This window comes from Enterobacter sp. 50588862 (genome assembly GCF_001462935.1).
Lineage (GTDB): Bacteria > Pseudomonadota > Gammaproteobacteria > Enterobacterales > Enterobacteriaceae > Enterobacter > Enterobacter bugandensis.
On the sequence record NZ_LNHM01000036.1, the window covers coordinates 1 to 18415 of the forward strand.

Consider the following 18415-nt stretch of genomic DNA (forward strand, 5'->3'; position numbering starts at 1 on the left):
GTCCTTACAGAGTAGCAAGGAACATAAAGTGAACGGAATGACCACCAGAGCCGTATGTTCCCCCTCACCCCAGCCCTCTCCCTCAAGGGAGAGGGGGTCGTCCGTGCTGGTATTATTTTGTGGGGATTCCTCAGCCCTGTGGAAGAGGGTTAGGGTGAGGGCACCAGACCGCACCCACGCATAATGTGATCCACCTTAAACTTCCCGCACTCCCTCCTCATCTCCCATTTACCTCCCCTTTTTCTGCGTCATAGTATGATCGTTAAATTAATGAACACTGTTCTATAATGTAGAACAAAATGATTCAGCAAGGAGATCTCATGCCGCAGTCCGCGTTGTTCACGGGAATCATTCCCCCTGTCTCCACCATCTTTACCGCCGACGGCCAGCTCGATAAGCCGGGCACCGCCGCGCTGATCGACGATCTGATCGCTGCGGGCGTTGACGGCCTGTTCTTCCTGGGCAGCGGCGGCGAGTTCTCCCAGCTCAGCGCCGAAGAGCGTAAAACCATTGCCCGCTTTGCCATCGATCATGTCGATCGTCGTGTGCCGGTGCTGATCGGCACCGGCGGCACCAACGCCCGGGAAACCATTGAACTCAGCCAGCACGCGCAGCAGGCGGGCGCGGACGGCATCGTGGTGATCAACCCCTACTACTGGAAGGTGTCGGAAGCAAACCTGATCCGCTATTTCGAGCTGGTAGCCGACAGCGTCACCCTGCCGGTGATGCTCTATAACTTCCCGGCGCTGACCGGGCAGGATCTGACTCCGGCGCTGGTCAAAACCCTGGCCGACTCGCGCAGCAATATTATCGGCATCAAAGACACCATCGACTCCGTCGCCCACCTGCGCAGCATGATCCTCACCGTTAAAGCCGCTCATCCGCACTTCACCGTGCTGTGCGGCTACGACGATCATCTGTTTAATACCCTGCTGCTCGGCGGCGACGGGGCGATTTCGGCCAGCGGCAACTTTGCTCCGCAGGTATCGGTGAATCTTCTGAAAGCCTGGCGGGATAAAGACGTGGCGAAAGCGGCTGAGTATCATCAGACCCTGCTGCAAATCCCGCAGATGTATCAGCTGGATACGCCGTTTGTGAACGTCATTAAAGAGGCGATCGTACTTTGTGGTCGTCCTGTCTCCACGCACGTGCTGCCGCCTGCCACGCCGCTGGACGAGCCGCGTAAGGCGCAGCTGAAAACCCTGCTGCAACAGCTCAAGCTCTGCTGAGCCGGACGATAACGATGACCATTGAAAAAATTTTCACCCCGCAGGACGATGCGTTTTATGCGGTGATCACCCACGCGGCGGGGCCGCAGGGCGCGCTGCCGCTGACCCCGCAGATGCTGATGGAATCCCCCAGCGGCAACCTGTTCGGCATGACGCAGAACGCCGGGATGGGCTGGGACGCCAACAAGCTGACCGGCAAAGAGGTGCTGATTATCGGTACCCAGGGCGGTATTCGCGCCGGAGATGGACGCCCGGTTGCGCTGGGCTACCACACCGGGCACTGGGAAATCGGCATGCAGATGCAGGCGGCGGCGAAGGAGATCACCCGCAACGGCGGGATCCCGTTTGCGGCCTTCGTCAGCGATCCGTGCGACGGGCGCTCGCAGGGCACGCACGGCATGTTCGACTCTCTGCCGTATCGTAACGACGCGGCGATCGTGTTTCGCCGTCTGATCCGCTCTCTGCCCACGCGCCGGGCGGTGATCGGCGTGGCCACCTGCGATAAAGGGCTACCCGCCACCATGATCGCGCTTGCCTCCATGCACGACCTGCCGACCATTCTGGTGCCGGGCGGGGCGACGCTGCCGCCGACCGTGGGGGAAGATGCGGGCAAGGTGCAGACCATCGGCGCGCGCTTTGCCAACCACGAGCTCTCATTGCAGGAGGCCGCCGAGCTCGGCTGTCGCGCCTGCGCGTCGCCGGGCGGTGGCTGCCAGTTCCTCGGCACGGCGGGCACCTCGCAGGTGGTGGCGGAAGCGCTGGGGCTGGCGCTGCCGCACTCCGCGCTGGCGCCGTCCGGGCAGGCGGTGTGGCTGGAGATCGCCCGCCAGTCGGCGCGGGCGGTGAGCGAGCTGGATAACCGCGGCATCACCACGCGCGATATCCTCACCGATAAAGCCATCGAAAACGCCATGGTGATCCACGCGGCGTTCGGCGGCTCCACCAATTTACTGCTGCACATTCCGGCCATCGCCCATGCGGCGGACTGCACGATCCCGGACGTAGAGCACTGGACGCGCGTTAACCGCAGGGTGCCGCGTCTGGTCAGCGTGCTGCCCAACGGCCCGGACTATCACCCGACCGTGCGCGCGTTCCTCGCGGGCGGCGTGCCGGAGGTGATGCTCCACCTGCGCGATCTCGGCCTGCTGCATCTGGACGCCATGACCGTCACCGGCCAGACGGTGGGCGAGAACCTCGACTGGTGGCAGGCGTCCGAGCGCCGTAAGCGCTTCCGCCAGTGCCTGCGCGCGCAGGACGGCGTGGATCCGGATGACGTGATCCTGCCGCCGGAGAAGGCTAAAGCGAAAGGGCTGACCTCGACGGTCTGCTTCCCGACGGGCAACATCGCGCCGGAAGGATCGGTGATCAAGGCCACGGCGATCGACCCGTCGGTGGTGGGTGACGATGGCGTTTACCGCCACACCGGCCGGGTGCGGGTGTTTGTCTCGGAAGCGCAGGCGATCAAGGCCATCAAGCGGGAAGAGATTAAGCAGGGGGATATCATGGTGGTGATAGGCGGCGGCCCGTCCGGCACCGGTATGGAAGAGACCTACCAGCTTACCTCCGCACTGAAGCATATCTCGTGGGGCAAAACGGTGTCGTTAATCACCGATGCGCGCTTCTCGGGCGTGTCGACGGGCGCCTGCTTCGGCCACGTGTCTCCGGAGGCGCTGGCGGGCGGACCGATTGGCAAGCTGCGCGACAACGACATCATCGAGATTGCCGTCGACCGACTGACCCTCACGGGCAGCGTGAACTTTATCGGCACCGCGGATAACCCGCTGACGCCGGAGGAGGGCGCGCGCGAGCTGGCGCTGCGGCAGACGCACCCGGACCTGCACGCCCACGACTTTTTGCCGGACGATACCCGGCTGTGGGCGGCATTGCAGTCCGTAAGCGGCGGCACCTGGAAAGGCTGTATTTATGATACCGATAAAATCATTGAGGTAATTAACGCCGGTAAAAAAGCGCTCGGCATTTAATTATTTTTCACGCGATTGTCGTCTACGGAATATATTCCGTGGGCGGCTTTTCCGTATCTGTAATTTGTTAATTTAAACAATATGTTGCGATATATCGTTGGCGTCACAAAAGCAAAATAACGTAATTCAGAAATAAGATATGACCATTGCTGGTTAATTGAACAGCTCATTACACTCCATTAACACGATGTTGTAATTCAGCACACTAAATAAGGGTGTAATTCTGATGACGCAATTAACCATGAAAGACAAAATTGGCTACGGGCTGGGTGACACCGCCTGCGGCTTCGTCTGGCAGGCTACCATGTTCCTGCTGGCCTATTTCTACACCGACGTGTTTGGACTCTCCGCGGGCATTATGGGCACGCTGTTTTTAGTCTCCCGCGTGCTCGACGCCGTGACCGACCCGCTGATGGGGCTGCTGGTAGACCGCACCCGCACGCGGCACGGCCAGTTCCGCCCGTTCCTGCTGTGGGGCGCCATCCCGTTTGGCATCGTCTGCATGCTGACCTTCTACACGCCGGACTTCTCCGCGCAGGGCAAAATCATCTACGCCTGCGCGACCTACATTTTCCTGACCCTGGTCTACACCTTCGTTAACGTGCCCTACTGCGCCATGCCCGGCGTCATCACCGCCGACCCGAAAGAGCGCCACGCCCTTCAGTCCTGGCGTTTCTTCCTCGCCGCGGCGGGCTCGCTCGCCATCAGCGGCATCGCGCTGCCGCTGGTCAGCATCATCGGCAAGGGGGATGAGCAGGTGGGCTATTTCGGCGCCATGTGCGTGCTGGGGCTGACCGGCGTGGTGCTGCTCTACGTCTGCTTCTTCACCACCAAAGAGCGCTACACCTTTGAGGTGCAGCCGGGCTCGTCGGTGGCGAAAGATCTCAGGCTGCTGCTCGGCAACGGCCAGTGGCGCATCATGTGCGCGTTCAAGATGATGGCGACCTGCTCCAACGTGGTGCGCGGCGGGGCGACGCTCTACTTCGTGAAATACGTGATGGATCATCCGGAGATGGCGACCCAGTTTTTACTCTACGGCAGCCTCGCCACCATGTTCGGCTCGCTCAGCTCGTCCCGCCTGCTGGGCCGCTTCGACCGCGTCACCGCCTTTAAGTGGATCATCGTCGCTTACTCGCTCATCAGCCTGCTGATTTTCTTTACGCCAGCAGAGCATATTGCCCTGATTTTCGCCCTCAACATCCTGTTCCTGTTCGTCTTCAACACCACCACGCCGCTGCAGTGGCTGATGGCCTCCGACGTGGTGGATTACGAGGAGAGCCGCAGCGGGCGTCGCCTCGACGGGCTGGTGTTCTCCACCTATCTGTTCAGCCTGAAGATTGGCCTGGCGATTGGCGGGGCGGTGGTGGGCTGGATCCTGGCCTGGGTGAACTACTCCGCCAGCAGCAGCGTGCAGCCGGTTGAGGTGCTCACCACCATCAAAATTCTGTTCTGCGTGGTGCCGGTGGTGCTCTACGCGGGCATGTTCATCATGCTGTCGTTCTACAAGCTCACCGACGACCGCGTGGAGGCCATCAGCCAGCAGCTTATCAAACACCGCGCGGCGCAGGGCGAGGCCGTACCCGACGCCGCGACAGCCGCATCCCATTAACCGGAGGCAACATGGAAATCACTAACCCGATCCTGACCGGCTTCAACCCGGACCCGTCCCTCTGCCGTCAGGGCGAGGACTACTACATCGCCACCTCGACCTTCGAGTGGTTCCCGGGCGTGCGCATCTACCATTCCCGCGACCTGAAAAACTGGTCGCTGGTCAGCACGCCGCTGGACCGCGTGTCGATGCTGGACATGAGGGGCAACCCGGACTCCGGCGGCATCTGGGCGCCGTGCCTGAGCTACGCCGACGGCAAATTCTGGCTGCTCTACACCGACGTGAAGATTGTCGATTCGCCGTGGAAAAATGGCCGCAACTTCCTCGTCACCGCTCCGTCCATTGAGGGGCCGTGGAGCGAGCCGATCCCGATGGGCAACGGAGGGTTCGATCCGTCCCTGTTCCACGACAACGATGGCCGCAAATACTACCTCTACCGTCCGTGGGGGCCGCGCCACCACAGCAACCCGCACAACACCATCGTGATGCAGGAGTTTGACCCGCAGACCGGCACGCTCTCGCCCGAGCGCAAAACCCTGTTTACCGGCACGCCACTCTGCTACACCGAAGGGGCGCATCTTTATCGCCACGCGGGCTGGTACTACCTGATGGTTGCCGAGGGCGGCACCAGCTACGAGCACGCCGTTGTGGTACTGCGTTCCAAAAATATCGACGGGCCGTACGAGCTTCACCCGGACGTAACGATGATGACCAGCTGGCACCTGCCGGAGAACCCGCTGCAAAAGAGCGGCCACGGCTCGCTGCTGCAAACCCATACGGGAGAATGGTATATGGCCTACCTCACCAGCCGCCCGCTGCGCCTGCCCGGCGTGCCGCTGCTGGCTTCCGGCGGACGCGGCTACTGCCCGCTGGGGCGCGAGACCGGCATCGCCCGCATTGAGTGGCGCGACGGCTGGCCGTACGTGGAAGGCGGCAAGCACGCGCAGCTGACCGTGCCCGGCCCGCAGGTGGCGGAGCAGCCCGCAGCCGCTCAGGGTAACTGGCGGGATGATTTCGACGGCAGTACGCTTGACCCGCAGCTGCAGACCCTGCGCATTCCGTTCGACGACACCCTCGGCTCGCTCACCGCCCGCCCGGGCTACTTACGGCTCTACGGCAACGACTCGCTCAACTCGACCTTTACCCAGTCGACCGTGGCGCGCCGCTGGCAGCACTTCACCTTCCGGGCCGAGACGCGGATGCAGTTCTCGCCGGTTCACTTCCAGCAGAGCGCGGGGCTGACCTGCTACTACAACAGCAAAAACTGGAGCTACTGCTTTGTGGATTACGAGGAGGGGCAGGGGAGAACCATCAAGGTGATCCAGCTCGACCACAACGTGCCGTCGTGGCCGCTGCACGAGCAGCCTATTTCGGTGCCGGAACATGCGGAGAGCGTCTGGCTGCGGGTGGACGTAGATAAGCTGGTCTACCGCTACAGCTACTCGTTCGACGGCGAGACGTGGCACGCCGTGCCGGTGACCTATGAAGCGTGGAAGCTGTCGGATGACTACATCGGAGGGCGCGGCTTCTTTACCGGCGCGTTTGTGGGGCTGCACTGCGAGGACATCAGCGGCGACGGCTGCCACGCGGACTTCGACTACTTCACCTACGAGCCGGCATAGCCCAGGGCGCGTGAGAGCTGGAGCCCGGCCTGCTGAAGCTCCTCGCGGAAGCGGGCCAGCTCGGCGTCGTCCACGCGGGAGGTGAGCGTCGACAGGCTCAGGGCGGCAATCACGCGGGATTCGTGGTTCCACACCGGCACCGCCACGCAGCGCACGCCCTGCTCGTTCTCTTCGCTGTCCTGGGCGTAGCCCTGCTCGCGGGTCTGCGCCAGGGCGGCCATTAAGGCTTCACGAGACGCGAGGGTGGAAGGCGTAAAGGTGGTGTAGTGATAGCCCTCCAGCAGGGCGTTCAGCTCGGCCTCGCCCAGCCAGGCAATCAACACCTTGCCGATGGCGGTGGCGTGAACCGGCAGGCGGCGGCCGATACGCGAATAGGCGATGGCGGCCAGCTTGCCTTCAATCTTCTCGATATAGACCCCTTCACGCCCGTCCAGGATCCCCAGATGGGTAGTCTGCCCGGTCCGCCGGGACAGCTCCGTCAGCCAGCCCTTCGCCTTCTGGCGAATATCGATGGAGCCCACGACAAAATGGCCGCGCTCGACCAGCTTCATGCCGAGGCGATATTTGCCGTTCTCCGGGTTCTGATCGATATAGCCGTGAAGCTGGAGGGTTTTCAGCAGCGAGTGGAGGGTGCTCTTGCTCAGCCCCATCAGTTTGCTGATGTCGGTGATCTTAAGCTCGGTGGCCTGCTCGTTGAACAGGTCGAGGATCTGCAACGCACGTTCAACAGACTGAATAATCGGCATAATGCTGGCATGTCCACGCTGGAATGAAGGCGAAAACGTACCTTTTTCGGGGTGAAAAATCAATTGAGTAGAGCGGGTTGTGGGAGAAAGGGCATCAGGCCGCATCGTCGCCTGATTTGCCCGGCGGCGCTACGCTTGCACGGGCCTACGGGTTTTGTAGGCCGGGTAAGCGCAGCGCCACCCGGCTACATTATTGTTAGCGGGGGAATCAATTATTATCCCGTGCAGCGACAGACTGAATTTTCCAGATCCCATCTTCTTTAACCATGCAATCAATAACTGTGTGCTGGGTCTTTTTGCCGAACGTGATATTCACGTTTACACAGACCGGGTCTGCATCATACGAATCAATAGCCACATTCCCAGCCCAGTCCTCGCCGATATATTGCGATTTCATAAAAAAATCAGCCTCGTAAAATTCAGCATCGGCATAACGGGGATCGTCTGCATGACGTAATTTTTTCATGGTACTGGCCGTAACGAACTTATCGATTTCATTTCCCTCCTGGATAGGATAATGATCGTTGTTCACCTGTTTGACGTACCAGCGATTGAATTCAAGGGCGCGCTGCATCGGTATCTGAAAATCTTCGGCCCCCAATGCTGCTGTGCTGAATAATACAATTAAGATGAGCTTATTCATATTAATAATGCCTGTATAAGGTGACGCTGGCTGGAGTTGGCGATACGTTGGCCCCGGGTACAGTGTTCTCTGTTTAAAATCTGAATACCAGGTTCCAGCGCCATCGTAAATACAGACATGCCCGTACTGATTCGGGCCGGGCAAGGCATCAATCACCGCGATATCCCCCTCTATGGGAGTGCCATAGACTTTTGTGAACCCTGCTTTTCAAGAGAACGCCAGAAATCCTTAGCGTTTGCCCCTTCGATTTTAAGCCCTCCGGCTCGAATGGCGGCGGCGATTGTGCGAGCGAAATAGTGTCCAGTATGGGTTAGTGCGTGGCTACGGGCGTATGACACAGCTTCATGCTTATTCCATGACATAAATAATCCTTATTAACGAAATGCAGCAATAAGGAAATATTACGCCGATAATATACGGTGTTTTGTAATTGATAATGACCTGATATTAACCATTATCTACTCAATAAATAATGATTAATAAAAACATAAATACTTATTATGGTTAATGCCTGGCTGAGAAAGCGGCAGTAAAATATTTTTCTGCCAGACCATAACGCTATTGTCGTTTTTAGGGTTTTCGCCCTCTCCCTGTGGGAGAGGGCCGGGGTGAGGGCACCAGACCGCAGACGAGCCAATCACTCCCCAAGCGTCGCTACCATCACCGCCTTAATCGTGTGCATCCGGTTTTCCGCCTGGTCGAACACGATGCTTGCCGCCGACTCAAACACCTCGTCCGTCACTTCCATTCCGCCGTGCAGATCGAACTCCTTCGCCATCTGCTTGCCGAGCGTGGTCTGGTCGTCATGGAACGCCGGCAGACAGTGCAGGAACTTCACGTTCGGGTTGCCGGTCAGCGCTATCATCTGCGCGTTCACCTGATACCCCCGCAGTAGCGCAATCCGCTCCGCCCACTTCTCTTTGGCTTCGCCCATCGACACCCACACGTCGGTATAGATAAAGTCCGCGCCCTTCACGCCCGCCGCCACGTCTTCCGTCAGCGTGATTTTGCCGCCGTGCTTCTCCGCCAGCGCGCTGCACTCCGCCACCAGGCTCTCTTCCGGCCAGCAGGCCTTCGGGGCCACCAGGCGCAGATCCAGCCCGGTTAGCGCCGCCGCTTCCAGCATCGAGTTGCCCATGTTGTTGCGCGCGTCGCCCGCGTACACCAGCGTCATCTCGTTAAACGCCTTGCCCGGCAGGTGCTCCTGCATGGTCAGCAGGTCCGCCAGCAGCTGCGTCGGGTGGAACTCGTTGGTCAGCCCGTTCCACACCGGCACGCCCGCATAATGCGCCAGCGTTTCGACCACTTCCTGGCCATGGCCGCGATACTGAATGCCGTCGTACATCCGACCGAGCACCCGAGCGGTATCCTTAATTGACTCTTTATGCCCAATCTGGCTGCCGCTCGGCCCTAAATACGTGACGCGCGCGCCCTGGTCAAATGCGGCAACTTCGAAAGAGCAACGGGTACGGGTCGAGTCTTTTTCGAAGATGAGCGCGATGTTCTTACCGGTAAGCTTCTGTACTTCCTTGCCATTTTTCTTATCGGCCTTGAGCTGTGCGGCAAGGGTCAGCAGAGAAGTGAACTGTGCAGGGGTAAAGTCGAGCAATTTCAGAAAGTGTTTCTTGTACAGATCAGACATTTTATCCTCACATGGCGAACGCCACTTATTGAATTAAAATTCACTTTATATGTGTAATTATTCATTTGCAACCCCGTTTCACAATTCTTTCTTACAAAGGTGGAGGCAAACCCGTCCGTGTGTGAAAATAGAAGTATCTGCCGCACTTTAAAGAGGATTGAGCCATGGCAAACCCGGAACACCTGGAAGAGCAACGCGAAGAGACGCGTCTGATTATTGAAGAGCTGCTGGAAGACGGTAGCGATCCGGACGCGCTGTACACCATCGAGCACCATTTCTCTGCGGATGATTTCGACGCGCTGGAAAAAATGGCCGTGGAAGCCTTTAAGCTGGGTTACGAAGTGACCGAGCCGGAAGAGCTGGAAGTGGAAGAGGGCGACACCGTCATCTGCTGCGACATCCTGAGCGAGGGCGCGCTGAAGGCGGAGCTGATCGACGCGCAGGTAGAACAGCTGATGAACCTGGCCGAGAAGTTTGAGGTGGAATACGACGGCTGGGGAACCTACTTCGAAGATCCGAACGGTGAAGACGGCGAAGAAGGCGACGACGAAGATTACGTCGACGAAGACGACGACGGCGTGCGTCACTAAGCGTTTCAGGCGGTGGCCCGCGCCACCGCTTTTTTCAAGGCAGAACCATGGATTACCCGCAGATACTCGCCCCCGTACTCAACTTCCTCCAGTGCCCGACCCCGCAAGCATGGATTGATAAAGCCCGCGACCCGGCGAACCTGCCGCTGCTGCTCACCGACCACATGGTGTGCGAGCTCAAGGCCGCCCAGACCGCGCTATTACTCGTGCGTAAATACGTCGCCGACGAAAGCGGTGCCGACGCGCTGCTCGACTGGCTCAAACCCTACGAACAGTTCACCTTCCGCGACGGCCCGGAGCCTGACTTCATCGCCCTGCACAGGCAGATTGGCAAAAGCGTAATGCCCAAAACCGACGACCCGTGGGGCCAGTCGCTCATCGACAGCATGGTGCTGCTGATTAAAGAGGAGCTGCACCACTTCTGGCAGGTGCGCGAGGCGATGCTGGCCCGCGACATCCCGTACGTCAAAATCACCGCCAGCCGCTACGCCAAAGGGATGCTGAAGGAAGTGCGCACTCACGAACCGCTGACGCTGATCGACAAGCTCATCTGCGGCGCCTACATCGAAGCCCGCTCCTGCGAACGCTTCGCCGCGCTGGCCCCGTTCCTCGACGACGACCTGCAGAAGTTCTATCTCTCGCTGCTGCGCTCGGAAGCGCGCCACTATCAGGACTACCTGACGCTGGCTCAGCAGGTGAGCGACGACGATATCTCACCGCGCATACAGCATTTTGGCGAAATTGAAGCCACACTTATCTCGACACCGGACAACGAGTTTCGCTTCCACAGCGGCGTGCCGGTGTAAACCGGCACAACTCAAGGATAAGGATGCGAGATGAATAAAACGTGGACCCGTATTGTGATTGTCGTCATTGCGGCTGCCGCCGTGGCGTTCTGGGTGTTCTTTGACAGGCAACGCGCTCCGGAAGCGCAGATTGATTCCACCCTCAACGCGATGCCTGCCTGGCAGGTGATTAAGGAGCAGGAGCCCGCGCTGCATCAGCGCATCCTCGACCAGATGGCTGCCCTGCAAAAAGCGGGCGAGCCGGAGCAGCAGATTATCGACACCATCCAGCCGCAGATCCTGCATTTGCAGATGTCGCGCCTGCAAAACGCCCCGGACGCCAACGTGGTGAACTACATGACCATCAACATGGAGCAGACCGCCGCCATCCAGAAGGTGAGCGACGACGCCTGCTTCCGCTTCCTCTACCCGATGGTGAAGGGCGGCATCAACCCGATGCGCATGCTGGATAAAGACCTGATGGCGCGGCGCATGCAGGCCGATGCCGACATGATGCGCGCGGCCTACGGCAAAAACCGCCACACCGTGACCCCGGCCGAACGCGAGGCGGCCGTCGAAGACGTGCGACCGATTATGAAGGAACTTGCCGATAAGTACAGCGAGGACATCCAGCTGCTGCAGATGTCGGAGAAGGCGGTGGGCAAGGAGAAGCTCTCCTGCGACATGGTGCAGGACATGTGGGCGAAGGTGCTGGCGCTGCCGGAGCAGAAGGCGGCAGGCGTGATTCGGCTGGCGGTGTCTGAGCTGGAGTGACGAAGGGCGCTGGTTTTTTGGGCACTTAGCGCGGGTTTAGCGCGTCGTCGCTTGCATGGCGGCGCGCGACAGGTATAATCCACAACGTTTCCGCATCCCCTTCAGTGCCGAAGTGGCGAAATCGGTAGACGCAGTTGATTCAAAATCAACCGTAGAAATACGTGCCGGTTCGAGTCCGGCCTTCGGCACCAAAAGATAGCAAATTCTTTCAAAAAAATTCATCTCTTCTTTTTGAAATAATTTTAAGTATTTGTAGATTGCTTGAATATATATTTTCATGTATATTTTTATAAAATTATATTCGTAATAAAAAATACATATACTTATAATTAATTATAGACATATGTTCAGAGCAAACCGTTTCTCTTTAATTTATTAATTTCACTAAAAGTAATATCAGGCTTCAAGCCAGTCTTTAATAAATTTTTGGAATGAATTATTAGCTCGGAACCCTTATATTTATTTTGAGCTGTGTAGGTCAACCCGAATGATTCAGGAATAAAATCAGAATAGATCTCATAGATTTCAGGGGTATCATCATAAGTGACAATCCAGTGTTGTTTAATTTTAACTACACTTTCAAATAATTTATAATGGTCATCATGTTCAAAGAAATTCTGATAAAGACCTTTCCCCTTTATATAATAAGGAGGATCAATATTAATAAATGCTGGGCCATCAATGTCGGGTATGAATTTTTCAATGTAATCAACAGCATCCATATTGCTTAGACGTATGGAATCTCTTTTGGCTGCTATAGCTAATATTTGTTCAACAAGTCTGTCTTTATTATATCTACAATGTAATTTATAGTTTCCATCTTGCTTTAATCCACCTATAACCCCTCCTTTAATAATGCCAGAACGGTTCGTTCGGTTAAGAAAGAACGTAGCGAATCCTAATTTTAAAAAATCACTATTTTTTTCTTTATATATTGCACGTTGCTTATGCCATTCATCTATGGTCACTGGAGTGCTCTTAATCAATGAACATAGCTCATCTGTGCGATATAACACGCAATGCCAAAACGCATGTATAGCCGGATCTAAATCATTTATATATACTTTCTGTACATGGTTATTTAGCAATAAATGCCAAGCAATCGCACATCCGCCAGCAAACGGTTCGACATATGACTCCCCCTCAAGATTGTTTAACTTGATTGTTTCCAGTACATATGCTGCTAACTTGGACTTTCCACCTGGGTATCTTAAGGGAGAGTAAAACATTAAATTTCCTTCAAACTTATCAGTACTGCCAAAAGCGGTGTCAACATATCCCAGAAGCGATTCAAAAACTGAGGTTCAACTTTGTGAACTTTGCTTCCATGTATGTATTCGTTCAATGTGTTCAAACTGTAATCATTGCTTACATGTAGTAACTGATCAATAACTTTGTTAGCCTCTTTTACGTCTATATATTCGCCGCGCAGAGTACTTAGCTTTTGCTGCAGTGTAAGGTCATTGTAGCCTTTCTTTTCATACTTGGACAGCCTATCCTTCAGATCATTTGAATGAATGTATTCATCCACAGCGAGCTCAAGGAAAATACGTAATGACGCTGCTGTCACGTTAGGATAGATAAATACTGGTAGTTTTTGAAACTCTTTGAAAAGTGATTTTAGTTTGTAACTAGTTGTTGATATTTCATGATAGCAATCAGTTAACTGACGCCGCCTAGGATCACCTTTTAACTTTGGCTTATCTTCGGGTTTAGGATCCTGAACTTTTGTTGGGTCTGCATGGATTGGGTCAGGGGTGTCTGAAGGGGCTGGGGTAGGATTAACCTCAATACCGGCATGGGGAATATCATCTTTATTTGCTTCTTCTAGACTTTTTACTTTAGGTAGAAAATCAAATATTTTTTGGAAGCTAGAATCAATGGTACGAGTATTGACTAAGAACCCTAACTCATTGTTTTTATTTAGCATTAACTTCAGGAATTTGGCATAAGCAAAACAAAAAGTTGACATTTCAGCCTTAATTACAACACCCTCCTCATTAAAGTCGATATGCCAAGCATCGCGAACTTGGCTATTCCCGAACCATCGTTCTAATACAGTCATATTAATTTTATGGCTATAGACTTGCTCTTTTTCTTCATGCGTAAGATATTGTGTCACTTCTTGTCTTGTCGCGATATCACGTATTTTTACATACCGTAAAGCCTCGATTATTGCTGCACGTTTAAAACCAGTGTATTCGATGGTTTTGTCAATATCTTGCCCTTCTGCGTCATAGACATCGATTATAAATCGTTGCTGTTGTAATCGTTGCCATCTGACAAGGTTACTTGCTGAAGAATGACGTTGTAAAATATACCACCTAGCATCATCGTAAGAAGGCGCTACACATACCCTAATTTTCTCCAGCTCGTCTCTGTCAATCATTCTTGATAGGTTGACAACAAGTTTACGAATAGACATTGGGGCTTTATCAGGCGAACGTAACAGTTTCAGAGCCATTACCCTCCGATTGCCTTCTGCAACAACGAAATCTTTATCTTTATTTTGCCAAACTACAACAGGGTCGAATGATTGAAAACCTCGTGTCGCAATAGATCTCATTAAAGTTAAAAAGTTTTGTTCATCATTGTCATCAGATATTAACTCCTCAACAAAATCGCGAACTGTAACGAGCTTACTTGAGGGGTCTAAACGTGGATTATTAGACCATAACTTAAGGTTATCCACGGAACGTAGCACTCTTTTTTCCCACCATTTATTGTGTTCTTGAATCATATAATAAATATTCCATATGGTTATTAATTGTAGTATTAGATAAAGGGTTATACTGTTGCAGTAATGATAAATAAGAAATGATCGAGTATCAGTAGGAGTTCATTTTATACACCTCCCTACGATGCCATTCTACAAAACCCTCTCCAGGATAGTTGCCTTTTATGATTGGCAGAGCAATCTGCTTCCCAGCAAAATCCCAGAACAGTCTTCCAACTATCCCACTCCCATTCACCGCCTCAGATACCAGCACCCTCATATTCTCATCCAGCCCAATCGAACCCTTATCAAACGCTTTATGATGAATTGCGCACAGCGCTAGTCCGTTCGGGATCTCGCACGGCCCGCCAAACTGCTTCCACTTGATATGCGCGGCTTCAAGTCCAACGGAGGCGTTATCATGTCGCATGTTAAATCTGCAGATTGCGCACTCATAGTTATAAGCACGCAACACCTGCTGGCGGAAAAGCGGATCGCGAACCTTACGGATCTGCTGGATATCAAAACCCATCTCATCCGCGAGCTCTTCCTGAATGCTCTCAGGAAAATGCGCTTCAAGGATCTGCTGCGCCAGCGAGCCGATCAGGTTTTTGTTCTTACTCAGGATCGCGAAGTATTCTTCATCAAACCCGCCTGCGACGTTATGCTCCACAAGTTCTTTAACGGGCGGCTGCTTACTACCAGTGGTCGAACAGAACTCAGTATTCTGAAGATCCCAGAACCCATCCCCCTTAAGCCGCCAGAAGGGCATATTCGGGTAATGTGCCTTCCGTTGCGGGCCAAAGCGTTCTAACAGGTTAAGCAGCTGCTCGTGGACCTCAGTACCGTAATCAAACAGTCGCGCATGCCCCTGCTGATAGTTCGCCAGCACGTAAAGAAGCAATAATGGCTTATGCGGCGCACGCTGTTCGCCTTTGCGCCAGATGGTGATGTCGGCAATTGCCTGTTCGAGAGTTTTGCTGGAAGCCATCGCGTTACGGAAGAAGGTAAATAATTGCGATGATGCTCGCAAAATCCAGACCAATCAACCCGCAATCAACAAAAACATGACCTTACCGTACATAACTCTATTTCCTGAATCCACCTCGCAAATTCCAAATTTACCCCACGCCAAACCGCTGTATTTATATTCAGCCCTGTATAATGAGCACCAGAAATTACGCCGAACGGCAAAGGAAGTAACAAAGAAAATTTAACAAGGAATTCGCGATATGAAGGTGCTGCAACACCCCCATACCGCTAACCACAACCAACTATCGAGGAGTTGAAAATGGCTGCGACGAATTTTAAGCCAGAGTTTACCGTTTGCAAAACAGAATCAGACGCTTTCACCGGCATGATTGAAAACCGCGAGCTGGTCCGCAAAAACAGCGCCCGCCGTTTACACGGCAACCCGCCCAACGCAGCGCCCGTCCATCCCCGCGCCGAAACGCCGCAGGACAGTGCCGCTTGCTGCGAACTGTATGCGCGCATAGACATGAAATACCTTCTGCTGGGCGGCGACTGGTTAACCCGCGCGGGCTTTATCAACGGTATGCCGGTAAAAATCCGCGCTATGAAAGACTGCATTGTGATTACGCCACAGCATACAAGAGAATTATGGGGATGCCTGGAAGGCATGAGCGTGGTGAATATAAATAAACAGAAAGTCGCGCAGTGGCTGAAGACGTTTCCGGGGGCGCTGAATGATACGGGAGATATACCTATGGTGAAGCGCGGAAATGGTCTGGCAGAATAAGAATAATATCTAAAATCTCTCTTCGTTAATCCTGTAAAAGGATAAATCAATACGGACATGCGCATTCATGTCCGTATTTCTTGTTTTTCACATGAATTATCTATCACCGCTGGTGCACTCAATAAATCGGTTGTAACATTCTCCGCAAAGCGACAGGGAGGATTACTATGCAGATTTGTAGGATGGATTACAACGATGTCTCCGCCGATGGAAGAAGACTGAAACTACACGTTTATGGCGTTGGGACGTTTCCCGTTTTTTCAGGGATAGAACCCGTAACCAATATTGCTGAGTGCGCCTTTATCAGGAATGCTGCATTACCAGTGGGCACGTACTGGATCGTTGATGCACCGGAAGGCAGTATTGCCAACCGGGTTGAGCGGTTTGTTAAAGACTTCAAGAACGGGACCGATCATTCTGAATGGTTCGGCTTGTTTAATGCTTCGACCATGGCTGATAACGTATTTGTGAATGGGGTCGACAGAGGCTCATTTCGACTTCATCCATTGAGGCCGAATGGTGAGGGAGAGTCGTGGGGATGCATAACGTTCTATAATATCCCTGATTTTCAACTGGTCAGACAATCTTTGCTTGCACGTAAGAAGATTCGTGTTCCTGGTGGTAAAGGGTTGATGGCATATGGACGTATTGATGTGACAGGAAGGGCTGATTATGCTTCATGCAAAGTTAAAAAATAATATCCTGATTGGTCTGGCATGCCTCATTGCTTCCTTCTTTATCGTCCTGTTTCCTCTGGGAGGCTTGCTCGATTACTTGTCTCAAGCCAGCAATGATTTTTTAAATCGCACCGGTCTGGGGTTTGCTGATGGTGAAGCAGACCCATCATTCCTGTGGGTGTTGGGTGGGATGATGGTCGTCGTTACCGCGCTACTGATGTTCGCCATTCGGAAGATATGCAATCTAAGGCAGGGATAAGACATTTCATGGGCATTTTTTATGACAATCCTTTTAAACGCCCTGAAGTGGTCAGCGCTCACGGTTGCCACTGTATGTATCCTCGGATGGTTGTTTGTATGGCTTGTGGCATCTGATTCTGATGCGACGACCGTTTATACGGAAAACGATTTTTTCCACTACCGGATACTGACAGACAAGGATATTAAGAACGCCCCAAAAGTAACGGACGACTATTATTTTGAGGCGCATTCGGGCGATGGTTACGAACCTTCAAACAGTATCATTTTTAAAGGCGCTACCAGTGCTGCGTCGTTGCGCGCTTATCTCGAAACGCTGGGGTATGTGAAGGAAAAGCGTAGCCTGGAAGTGAAGGAGGTCTGGTCGAAACCCGAACGGTTAAACGCAGATTTTTCTATCTGTACTTTAATACCGCTACGGGTGACATTGAACTGACCAAAGTGATAGGTAACGGGCATGTCATCCCATGCCCGTAGTAAGAAAAAATCACTCGTGCTTTATCTGCTCTTTCACAGCCTTAACCAGTACAGCATGAAGCTCGCCAACGGTTAAATCGCGTATCACAGGTTCGGGAATGCCTCGTAACCTGCGAATCAAACGGCAGATACCAAAGTAATCTATGCCCTCGGTGCTAAAAAGAAACTCGTTTTCAGCGAGGGAAAAAGTTTTCTCATAGCCATCTTCTTCAGTGGCGAGCGTAACGCCAAACGCTTCCTCGCAGTCTTCAATCAGGGCATCGCCATCCATGCCGCAGATATCGAGGTCGGCTTCGATGAGGGTGTTCTCATCAATGCGCTTGCTATTATGTCCCGAGGACTGACGTACAACCTCAATGACCTGCGAAAGAGTGGGGTACATTATGTTGGATTCCGTGGGTGAAGAAATGACGTAGACATTGATTAATAGACTGAGTTAACGTTTGGGACTTATTATTGAAGGTACAAAGAAAATCAAAACAATCCACGTAAACATCCCAATAATCTTTATCGGCCAGGGTTCAAACACATCCAGACACACAATTGCGCCAATCACTAATAGCGGACCTTCTATCAGTTCAGCTATCCCCCCTAAAATATGTAACTTATGAGGCAACACCCGATTAAGTAATGTCGCAATAAGTTGTGCACTTCCTAATATGATTGTTATTGCGATTGTACGGTCCGCCCAGTTATCAAAACTAACCAAAGAAATGAGGCATGTAGCCAGTACATAACCACAAAATAATATATTCAGCATGTAAATAATAAACTTGCTCATAGCTTTTGCCGCGACGTTTAAAATATTAAGAGTCTATGAATATAGCGCTCTCAACAGAATGACAAACGACATTGGCTAATAATGCATTTCAGAATTTATCGCGCCTCACTGATTTCCGTAATAAT

Annotated in this window: 20 protein-coding genes and 1 tRNA gene; 12 read left to right on the plus strand and 9 right to left on the minus strand. The window is 53.3% G+C overall.

Annotated features, from left to right (window positions below):
• The first annotated feature begins 320 nt into the window (after positions 1-320).
• From yagE to APT89_RS18210, 4 genes are all read left to right on the plus strand, one after another.
• Positions 321-1229, plus strand: coding sequence for a 2-keto-3-deoxygluconate aldolase (yagE, locus tag APT89_RS18195; protein WP_041911437.1), 909 nt, complete (start codon positions 321-323; stop codon positions 1227-1229).
• A 14-nt stretch (positions 1230-1243) separates the two neighbouring features.
• Positions 1244-3211 (plus strand): xylonate dehydratase YagF, encoded by a 1968-nt coding sequence (yagF, locus tag APT89_RS18200; protein ID WP_060573196.1) that lies wholly within the window; start codon positions 1244-1246, stop codon positions 3209-3211.
• 226 nt (positions 3212-3437) lie between these two features.
• Positions 3438-4820: an MFS transporter gene (locus APT89_RS18205; RefSeq protein WP_060573198.1), complete on the plus strand. Its 1383-nt coding sequence runs from the start codon at positions 3438-3440 to the stop codon at positions 4818-4820.
• An 11-nt stretch (positions 4821-4831) separates the two neighbouring features.
• Complete coding sequence (locus APT89_RS18210) at positions 4832-6442, plus strand: glycoside hydrolase family 43 protein (protein ID WP_060573201.1); 1611 nt, start codon at positions 4832-4834, stop codon at positions 6440-6442.
• Here APT89_RS18210 and xynR read toward each other — a convergent pair.
• The 4 genes from xynR to argL all read right to left on the minus strand — a co-directional run bounded on the left by xynR (position 6427) and on the right by argL (position 9538).
• Positions 6427-7188 carry a DNA-binding transcriptional repressor XynR gene (gene xynR / locus APT89_RS18215; protein WP_060573203.1) on the minus strand — a complete coding sequence of 254 codons (762 nt, stop codon included), beginning with the start codon at positions 7186-7188 and terminating at the stop codon, positions 6427-6429. The two genes, APT89_RS18210 and xynR, sit on opposite strands and share 16 nt — an antisense overlap.
• 208 nt (positions 7189-7396) lie before the next feature.
• The gene (locus APT89_RS18220) at positions 7397-7987 is read right to left on the minus strand and encodes a DUF3828 domain-containing protein (protein ID WP_239689090.1); all 591 of its coding nucleotides are present in this window, start codon (positions 7985-7987) and stop codon (positions 7397-7399) included.
• Positions 7988-8468: 481 nt separating this feature from the next.
• Entirely contained in the window at positions 8469-9473 is a 1005-nt protein-coding gene (argF, locus tag APT89_RS18230) for an ornithine carbamoyltransferase (protein WP_060573207.1), read from the minus strand.
• Positions 9443-9538, minus strand: coding sequence for a putative translational regulatory protein ArgL (gene argL, locus APT89_RS24665; protein ID WP_213014347.1), 96 nt, complete (start codon positions 9536-9538; stop codon positions 9443-9445). Before argL ends, argF begins: the two co-directional genes overlap by 31 nt.
• 99 nt (positions 9539-9637) lie before the next feature.
• Between argL and rraB the strand changes: the two genes are divergently transcribed.
• The 4 genes from rraB to APT89_RS18250 all read left to right on the plus strand — a co-directional run bounded on the left by rraB (position 9638) and on the right by APT89_RS18250 (position 11813).
• On the plus strand, positions 9638-10063 hold the full coding sequence (gene rraB / locus APT89_RS18235; protein WP_014882320.1) for a ribonuclease E inhibitor RraB: 426 nt from the start codon (positions 9638-9640) through the stop codon (positions 10061-10063).
• 47 nt (positions 10064-10110) lie between these two features.
• A complete protein-coding gene (gene miaE, locus APT89_RS18240; RefSeq protein ID WP_060573209.1) occupies positions 10111-10869 on the plus strand; it encodes a tRNA isopentenyl-2-thiomethyl-A-37 hydroxylase MiaE in 759 nt (252 codons plus the stop codon).
• A 30-nt stretch (positions 10870-10899) separates the two neighbouring features.
• Entirely contained in the window at positions 10900-11622 is a 723-nt protein-coding gene (locus tag APT89_RS18245) for a hypothetical protein (RefSeq protein WP_060573210.1), read from the plus strand.
• Between the two features lie 106 nt (positions 11623-11728).
• Positions 11729-11813: transfer RNA gene (locus APT89_RS18250), tRNA-Leu, on the plus strand.
• Positions 11814-11969: 156 nt separating this feature from the next.
• Here the strand turns inward: APT89_RS18250 and APT89_RS18255 are convergent.
• The 3 genes from APT89_RS18255 to APT89_RS18265 all read right to left on the minus strand — a co-directional run bounded on the left by APT89_RS18255 (position 11970) and on the right by APT89_RS18265 (position 15329).
• Positions 11970-12851, minus strand: coding sequence for a DNA adenine methylase (locus APT89_RS18255; protein WP_060573212.1), 882 nt, complete (start codon positions 12849-12851; stop codon positions 11970-11972).
• Entirely contained in the window at positions 12851-14362 is a 1512-nt protein-coding gene (locus tag APT89_RS18260) for a ParB/Srx family N-terminal domain-containing protein (protein WP_060573214.1), read from the minus strand. The genes APT89_RS18255 and APT89_RS18260 overlap by 1 nt, the downstream gene beginning before the upstream one ends.
• 88 nt (positions 14363-14450) lie before the next feature.
• Positions 14451-15329 carry a phosphorothioated DNA-binding restriction endonuclease gene (locus tag APT89_RS18265; RefSeq protein ID WP_060573216.1) on the minus strand — a complete coding sequence of 293 codons (879 nt, stop codon included), beginning with the start codon at positions 15327-15329 and terminating at the stop codon, positions 14451-14453.
• A gap of 300 nt (positions 15330-15629) precedes the next feature.
• On the opposite strand from APT89_RS18265, the gene APT89_RS23630 reads away from it, so the two are divergent.
• The 4 genes from APT89_RS23630 to APT89_RS18285 all read left to right on the plus strand — a co-directional run bounded on the left by APT89_RS23630 (position 15630) and on the right by APT89_RS18285 (position 17468).
• Entirely contained in the window at positions 15630-16097 is a 468-nt protein-coding gene (locus APT89_RS23630) for a SymE family type I addiction module toxin (protein WP_072201795.1), read from the plus strand.
• A gap of 167 nt (positions 16098-16264) precedes the next feature.
• On the plus strand, positions 16265-16795 hold the full coding sequence (locus APT89_RS18275; RefSeq protein WP_023295850.1) for a DUF2778 domain-containing protein: 531 nt from the start codon (positions 16265-16267) through the stop codon (positions 16793-16795).
• On the plus strand, positions 16770-17033 hold the full coding sequence (locus APT89_RS18280; protein WP_046621075.1) for a hypothetical protein: 264 nt from the start codon (positions 16770-16772) through the stop codon (positions 17031-17033). Before APT89_RS18275 ends, APT89_RS18280 begins: the two co-directional genes overlap by 26 nt.
• A gap of 21 nt (positions 17034-17054) precedes the next feature.
• The gene (locus APT89_RS18285) at positions 17055-17468 is read left to right on the plus strand and encodes a hypothetical protein (RefSeq protein ID WP_239689091.1); all 414 of its coding nucleotides are present in this window, start codon (positions 17055-17057) and stop codon (positions 17466-17468) included.
• A 51-nt stretch (positions 17469-17519) separates the two neighbouring features.
• Here APT89_RS18285 and APT89_RS18290 read toward each other — a convergent pair whose 3' ends face one another.
• Both APT89_RS18290 and APT89_RS18295 read right to left on the minus strand, forming a co-directional pair.
• Positions 17520-17891 carry a hypothetical protein gene (locus APT89_RS18290; protein WP_060573218.1) on the minus strand — a complete coding sequence of 124 codons (372 nt, stop codon included), beginning with the start codon at positions 17889-17891 and terminating at the stop codon, positions 17520-17522.
• Between the two features lie 54 nt (positions 17892-17945).
• Complete coding sequence (locus APT89_RS18295) at positions 17946-18290, minus strand: hypothetical protein (RefSeq protein WP_060573220.1); 345 nt, start codon at positions 18288-18290, stop codon at positions 17946-17948.
• Positions 18291-18415: the final 125 nt, after the last annotated feature.